Consider the following 5,087-nt stretch of genomic DNA (forward strand, 5'->3'; position numbering starts at 1 on the left):
CAGGTCCCAGCAACTCGTCGCCGGTCGAAAAGCACGCCACGCGCAGGCGGCGCAACACGGTGACGGTGGGCAGGCCCAGGCTGGCCACCAGGCCGAGCGCGGCGGGGGGTGAGCCGCTCGCCACGGGCCAGCGCCACGCCGCCCTGCACCAGGTCTTCGCCCGCGCGGCGCCGGTGGTCGCCGGGCCGCACCGCGTCGGCCGCGAGGTGCACGGTGCCGCCCTGCATGGTGGCCAGCTCTTGCGGCACCACCGTGTCCAGCCCTGGCGGCATGACGGCGCCGGTCATGATGCGAACGCATTCCCCGGGTGCGGCATGGCCCGTCCAGGGCCGGCCGGCCAGGGCGGTGCCGGCCACCTGCAGCGACAGCGGCTGGCCGGCGCGCAATGCCGAACCGTCGAATGCATAGCCGTCCATGGCCGAGTTGTCGTGCGGCGGCACGCTGATGGGCGAGACGAGGTCGCAGGCCAGCACCCGGTCGAGCGCCGCGGACAGCGCCACGGTTTCGGTGCCGGCCACCGGCTGCACCAGTTGTTCGAGGAAGGCGGTGACGGCCTCGGCACCCAGGGCGTGGGCGTCGTAGCCGGGCAGGCCGGCGGCGATCTGTGCAAGGGTCTTCATGCGGCAGAAAAAAGAGGGGAGGCCGGCAGCCACCGCACCATGTGCAGCTTGTCGTGCCCGATGCCCTGGATGACCACCGCGCGCGGCAGCAGGCCCCAGGCGCGAAAGCCCGCGCGCTCGTACAGGCGCACGACGTGGGTGTTGGCGGCGGTGACCGTCAGCACCAGCTGTTCCAGCCCGGCCACCTGTTCGGCGAGCTGCACGCAGGCCTGCACCAGCGCGCGCCCGACGCCGCCGCGCTGCGCGCGCGGCGCCACCATCATGCCCACCACGCTGGCGCAGTGGCGCTGCTGCAGGCGGGCCTCGCGCTCGCAGCCGATGCTGCCGAGCAACTGGCCGTCCGCGGCGAACGCCCCGAGGAAAAAGGTGCCCGTGGCGGGCGCGCCGAAGCGCTCGGCATACGACTGGGCCGGGCGCAGCACCGCGCTGGCGTGGTCGGAGGTGAAGGCCTCGGGCGCGCAGCGCAGCGCCTCGTCGCGCAGGGCCTTGTAGGCGTGCAGGTGCGTGGTGCCGAGCACGTCGATCCGGAAGGGGTCAGGGGTCATGGGGCGAGCGCGCGTTCGAGCGCGTGCAGTTCGGCCAGGGTGTTGGCGTTGCAAAAGCCGAGCGGGTCGTCGCCGGGCTGGTCGAAGGCGGCCACGGCGCACGGGTGCTGGGCGATCCAGGCGCCGATCTTGCGGCCGCCGCCCACCATGAATTGCGCGAGCGACTCCCGCAGCGAGGCCCGCAGGAGGCAGAACACCGGCTGCGTGCGCAGGGGCGCGGCGCCCGGTTCGCCCGCGTGGGGGGGCATCGGCGGCCAGCCCATCGGATTGCGGCGCGGCGGCGATGGCCAGATCCACAGGCCCGCCCGCCGTGTCCATGGCCCAGGCCGCCGCCATCAGGCGCCGGGCCAGATCGGGCGGAAACAGCGGCGTGTCGCAGGGCACGGTGAGCAGCCACGGGGTGTCGCAGCGCGACAGGCCGGCCAGAAATCCCGCCAGGGGCCCGGCGTGGCCGGCCTCGGCATCGGTCACGACCGGGACGCCGAAGGTGGCGTAGCGGTCAAGGTGGCGGTTGGCGCTGACCAGCCGCGGGCCGACCTGGGACTGCAGCCGCTGCAGTGCATGCAGCGCCAGCGAACGCCCTGGAAGGGCTGCAGTCCCTTGTCCTGCCCGCCCATGCGCGTGCCCTGGCCGCCGGCCAGCACCAGCCCGGTGATGCGGGTGGCGTCATCCATGCGTCAGCCGCCGATGTAGCTCATTTCCACCCGCCGCGCGCCCTGGCCGGTGTCCGCAGGCAGGCTGCTGCGCAGCTCCGAATAGCGGTCGCTGCGGCCATTCCAGATGCCGGCGATGGCGGCGGCGATGTCGGCATCGGTGGCACCGCCGCGCAGCAGGCTGCGCAGGTCCCAGCCCTGGGTGGCGAACAGGCACAGGTAGAGACTGCCTTCCATCGACAGGCGGGCGCGGTTGCAGTCGCCGCAAAACGCTTGCGTGACGCTGCCGATCACGCCCACCTCGCCCAGCGCCGGGTCGTGGCGCCCGGTGGCATCGGCGTAGCCCCAGCGGCGCGCGGTTTCCCCGGGAGCCTGTTCGGGCAGGGGCACCAGGGGCAGGTGGGCCTGCAGCCGCTCGATCACGTCGGCGGATGGCAGCACCTCGTCCATGCGCCAGCCGTTGGTGGCGCCCACGTCCATGTATTCGATGAAGCGCAGCGTCACGCCCGTTCCGCGAAAGTGCCGCGCCATGGGCACGATCTCGTGGTCGTTGGTGCCGCGCTTGACCACCATGTTGACCTTGATGCGCGCGAACCCCGCGGCCTGTGCCGCGTCGATGCCGGCCAGCACCTCGGCCACCGGAAAGTCCACATCGTTCATGTGCCGGAACACCGCGTCCTGCAGGCTGTCCAGGCTCACCGTGAGGCGGTTCAGCCCGGCGTCCTTGAGCGCCTGGGCCTTGCGCGCGAGCAGCGAGCCGTTGGTGGTCAGCGTGAGGTCGGGCGCCGTGCCGTCCGGCATGCGCAGCTGCGCCAGCATGCCGACGAGGTTTTCGAGGTGCTTGCGCAGCAGCGGCTCGCCGCCGGTGAGGCGGATCTTGCGCACGCCGTGGTCGATGAAGCTGCGGGCCAGGCGGGTGATTTCCTCGAAGCTGAGCAGCGCGCTGTGCGGCAGATAGGGGTAGTCCTTGTCGAACACCTCCTTGGGCATGCAGTACGCGCAGCGGAAGTTGCAGCGGTCGGTCACGCTGATGCGCAGGTCCCGCAGCGGGCGACCGAGCGTGTCGGCCAGCCATCCCGATGGAATCCCGGCCAGGCCCTGCGGCACGGCGGGGCGCAGCGCAGCGATGCGCTGGTCCACCAGGGGGATGACACGTTCAGCCATGGGCCGATTTTGCCGCATGGGGTGCGGTAGGGTTATCGGCGCAATGGGCCGCGCCGCTGTCGGCCGGCAGCGATCAGACGCAGCGGGCGCCATCCACCTCGATGCACACGCCGCTCACGAAGGCCGCTTCGTCGCTGGCCAGGTACAGCGCCGCGTTGGCCACGTCGAGCGCGGTGGAAAAACGCCCCAGCGGAATCGAGGCGAGAAATTGGGCGCGGCGCGCGTCGTCCACCGGCCCGCCGGCGAACTCGGCGGCCAGGCCCGTGTCGGGGTTGAACACGGGGTTGATGCAGTTCACGCGGATGTTGTCGGGGCCCAGTTCGGCCGCCATCGACTTGCTGGTCGTGATGACCGCGCCCTTCGACCCGTTGTACCAGGTGAGGCCCGGGCGGGGCCGCAGGCCGGCGGTGGAGGCGATGTTGATGAAGCTGCCGCCCGCCGTGCCCGGGTTGGCGCGCATGGCCGGCACGGCGTGGATGGCCGAGAGGTAGAGGCTTTTGACGTTGATGGCATACACCTTGTCGAACTCTTCCTCGCTCACTTCCAGCATGGGGCGGTTGCGGTGCGTCCAGCCGGCGTTGTTCACGACCACGTCGAGCCGGCCATGCAGGCGCACGGCCTCGTCCACCAGGGCTTTCATGTCCGCAGAGCGGGTGACGTCGGCGGCGAAGAAGTCCGCCGTGCCGCCCGCGGCGCGGATCTCGGCCGCCACGCGCTGGCCCCCGGTGGCCTGGATGTCGTTGACGATGACCCGGCCGCCCTCGGCCGCGAGCCGCTTGGCGATGCCTTCGCCGATGCCGTTGCCGGCGCCGGTGACGATGATGGATTTGCCTTGCACGCGCATGAAGCCTCCGATGGCGCTATGTTTCCGATAGCTGCCTGCGCAATTTTCACCAGGGCGGTGGCGGGATTCCGTTGGATGGGTTCTCGCGGCCGGTGGTCGTCGGCTGCGCGGGCGGCCAAGGCAGTGTAGCCACCGCTTTGCCGCCCGGCGTGCCCGGCACTGCCCCCTGCGCGACAGGGTGGCCCGCCTGCCGGCGCGCCCAGAAGGCGGAACCGGGCCAGCGCGTTTCCATCGCGTAGAAGCCCTGCAGCTGCTTGCGGTACACCCGGTGGATGTCCCGCAGGTGGTCGGCATAGCGCTGCGGCGCCTGCAGGTCGCCCGCCCCCGTGCGCCAGCACCGCCTGTGCCGCGCGCATGCCGGTGTAGAGCGCGTTGCCGATGCCCTTGGACGACAGCGGGTCGAAGGCGAGGGCGGCGTCGCCCACCGCCAGCCAGCGCTCGCCGGCCGCGCGGTCGAGTTCGGCGCTGCAGGCATTGGCGCCCTGCACCGCGCCGTGGGGGCGATAGCCGTGCTCGGCGCACAGCGCGCCCAGGTGGGTGGTGTGCTGCAGGTGCTGCCACAGGCCATCGTCGTCCAGCAGGGTGCGGCGGTCCAGCAGGTCGGCATCGCCCAGGAAGGCCACCACGCGCTCGCCGCTGGGCAGCAGCACGCTGTACCACCATCCGTCTTCGACCGCCTCCACCCAGGTGCGGCCGTCCAGATCGGTATGGCTGTCGGTGCGCAGGCGCTGGTAGAAGGCCAGCAGCCGGTCGTAGTGGCGGCGGCGCGCGCCCAGCCGGCAGGCTTGGGTGGCCATGCGGCCGCTGGCGTCGATCAGCCAGTGCGCCGTCACGTGCGACAGGGATTCGCCCGCGCGGCGCAGCTGCAGCCGGTGCAGCGGGCCGGATGCCTCCTGCGGGTCTTCCGAGGCGGTGCCGGTGCTGCTGGCGGGATCGGCGCCCTGCGCATCGTCGCACTGCAGGTGGGTGGAAAGCGCGACCGTGCAGCCCGCCTCGCTGGCGGCGGCCCGCAGCGTGGCGTCGAAGCGCACGCGGTCCAGCTGCAAGCCATTGCCATGCAGCTGGCGCAGGGTGTCGTTGGCGTGGCCGGCCAGTCCGCCCCAATAGGCGAGGGTGCCGTAGCTGGGGCGGTGGCCGTCCGCCAGCACGCGGTCGAGTACGCCAAGCTCCCCCAGCAGGCTGCGCACGGGTGGCGGCAGGCCCTCGCCGATGCGAAAGGCCCGATCGCCGCCGCCGTCGGCCAGCAGCACGCGCAGGCCGG

3 protein-coding genes and 2 pseudogenes are annotated in these 5,087 nt (G+C 72.3%); all 5 read right to left on the reverse strand.

All coding sequences use genetic code 11. The features are described 5' to 3' along the window. Positions 1-620, reverse strand: a pseudogene (locus AC27IO_RS20155) (molybdopterin molybdotransferase MoeA); the annotation flags it as partial. Beyond that, the gene (locus AC27IO_RS20160) at positions 617-1,165 is read right to left on the reverse strand and encodes a GNAT family N-acetyltransferase (RefSeq protein ID WP_498740421.1); all 549 of its coding nucleotides are present in this window, start codon (positions 1,163-1,165) and stop codon (positions 617-619) included. The gene AC27IO_RS20160 and the pseudogene AC27IO_RS20155, both read right to left, overlap by 4 nt. Next, positions 1,162-1,839: pseudogene (mobA, locus tag AC27IO_RS20165) on the reverse strand (molybdenum cofactor guanylyltransferase MobA). Before mobA ends, AC27IO_RS20160 begins: the two are co-directional and overlap by 4 nt. Before the next feature lie 3 nt (positions 1,840-1,842). Then, the gene (moaA, locus tag AC27IO_RS20170; protein ID WP_498740423.1) at positions 1,843-2,982 is read right to left on the reverse strand and encodes a GTP 3',8-cyclase MoaA; all 1,140 of its coding nucleotides are present in this window, start codon (positions 2,980-2,982) and stop codon (positions 1,843-1,845) included. Between the two features lie 73 nt (positions 2,983-3,055). Next, positions 3,056-3,826: an SDR family oxidoreductase gene (locus AC27IO_RS20175; protein ID WP_487090700.1), complete on the reverse strand. Its 771-nt coding sequence runs from the start codon at positions 3,824-3,826 to the stop codon at positions 3,056-3,058. Between the last annotated feature and the right edge of the window lie 1,261 nt (positions 3,827-5,087).

The organism is Acidovorax sp. KNOB132 (assembly GCF_057541515.1).

Excerpts from the sequence above, each read along its gene's own strand:
- AC27IO_RS20160 (WP_498740421.1), bottom strand. The coding sequence starts at position 1,165 with ATGACCCCTGACCCCTTCCGGATCGACGTGCTCGGCACCACGCACCTG.
- moaA (WP_498740423.1), bottom strand. The coding sequence starts at position 2,982 with ATGGCTGAACGTGTCATCCCCCTGGTGGACCAGCGCATCGCTGCGCTG.
- AC27IO_RS20175 (WP_487090700.1), bottom strand. The coding sequence starts at position 3,826 with ATGCGCGTGCAAGGCAAATCCATCATCGTCACCGGCGCCGGCAACGGC.